Source organism: Clostridium sp. AF36-4 (assembly GCF_003435975.1).
Classification (GTDB): domain Bacteria; phylum Bacillota; class Clostridia; order Lachnospirales; family Lachnospiraceae; genus Eubacterium_F.
Genome location: NZ_QTVH01000015.1, coordinates 1 through 1,019, shown reverse-complemented (window position 1 = coordinate 1,019; position 1,019 = coordinate 1). Strand labels below are relative to the sequence as shown.

General features: G+C 41.9%; 1 protein-coding gene and 1 pseudogene. Both read left to right on the top strand.

The features are described from left to right. Positions 1 to 58 precede the first annotated feature (58 nt). Positions 59 to 286, top strand: a pseudogene (locus DW005_RS08860) (integrase core domain-containing protein); the annotation flags it as partial. A 213-nt stretch (positions 287 to 499) separates the two neighbouring features. Continuing rightward, positions 500 to 970, top strand: coding sequence for a tyrosine-type recombinase/integrase (locus tag DW005_RS08855; RefSeq protein WP_347461581.1), 471 nt, complete (start codon positions 500 to 502; stop codon positions 968 to 970). Positions 971 to 1,019: the final 49 nt, after the last annotated feature.

The window sequence follows — 1,019 nt, the reverse complement described above, 5'->3', positions numbered from 1 at the left end:
CATTCGATAATAAGCGGGAAGACAATCTCCGGGAAAAACTTGCCGAAGAACGCAAGGAAAAAGCCGATGGGCAGATAATATCATGATTGAACGCTGGTTCCGCAGCTTCAAGTATGAGGAAGCATACCTCACGGAGTATGCTAATCTCAAGGAAGCGAGAGAAGCCATCGGAAGGTATATCTACACCTATAACTTTGAAAGATGCCATCAGTCCATTGGGAACAAACGACCTGCCGAGGTATACTATCCGGCAATGCTTCTGGATGCAGCCAGAGCAGCCGCATAATATAAAAATCAGGAAGATGCTTCACACATTTTCCATGTAACTCGTCAACATATCAGTTCATTATAAAAATATCAAATTTTTGTCTTGACAACTGAGCCATTATAGCCTACGGACAAACTTCCAAAGGGCAAGAAGCCATGCCTCTCCCTTCGTGAATTGGAAAAACAGGTAAACACAGATTTGGATTTGCTTGTAAATATCGTGGACGGACAGATGATAGTCTGTGAACTTGTAGACCGATATTTGAAAACAAAGACCGGAGTAAGGCAAAGCACGAAGCAGGGATATGTTACAGTACAGAGATTACTTGCAAAGGAAGCATTCGGTAAAAAGACGATACGAAGTGTTAAAACTTCCGATGCAAAGCTGTTCCTTATAAAATTGCAACAGGAAGATGGGAAAAGCTACAGTTCCATTCATACCATCCGGGGAGTGCTACGACCAGCCTTTCAGATGGTGGTGGATGATGACATTCTTGTAAAGAATCCATTCGGATTCCAGCTTGCCGGGGTATTGGTAAATGATGCAGTTACAAGAGAGGCAATCACAAAAGACCAGATGAGAAAGTTCCTAAAGTTTGTGCATGACGATGTGGTGTACTGTAAATACTATGAAGTGGTGTACATACTCTTTCATACGGGAATGCGAATATCAGAATTTTGTGGCTTGACGCTGAAGGACTGAGATGGTCAAGCATTTTTGTAACATTCACACTGAAAAAAATCATTGATTG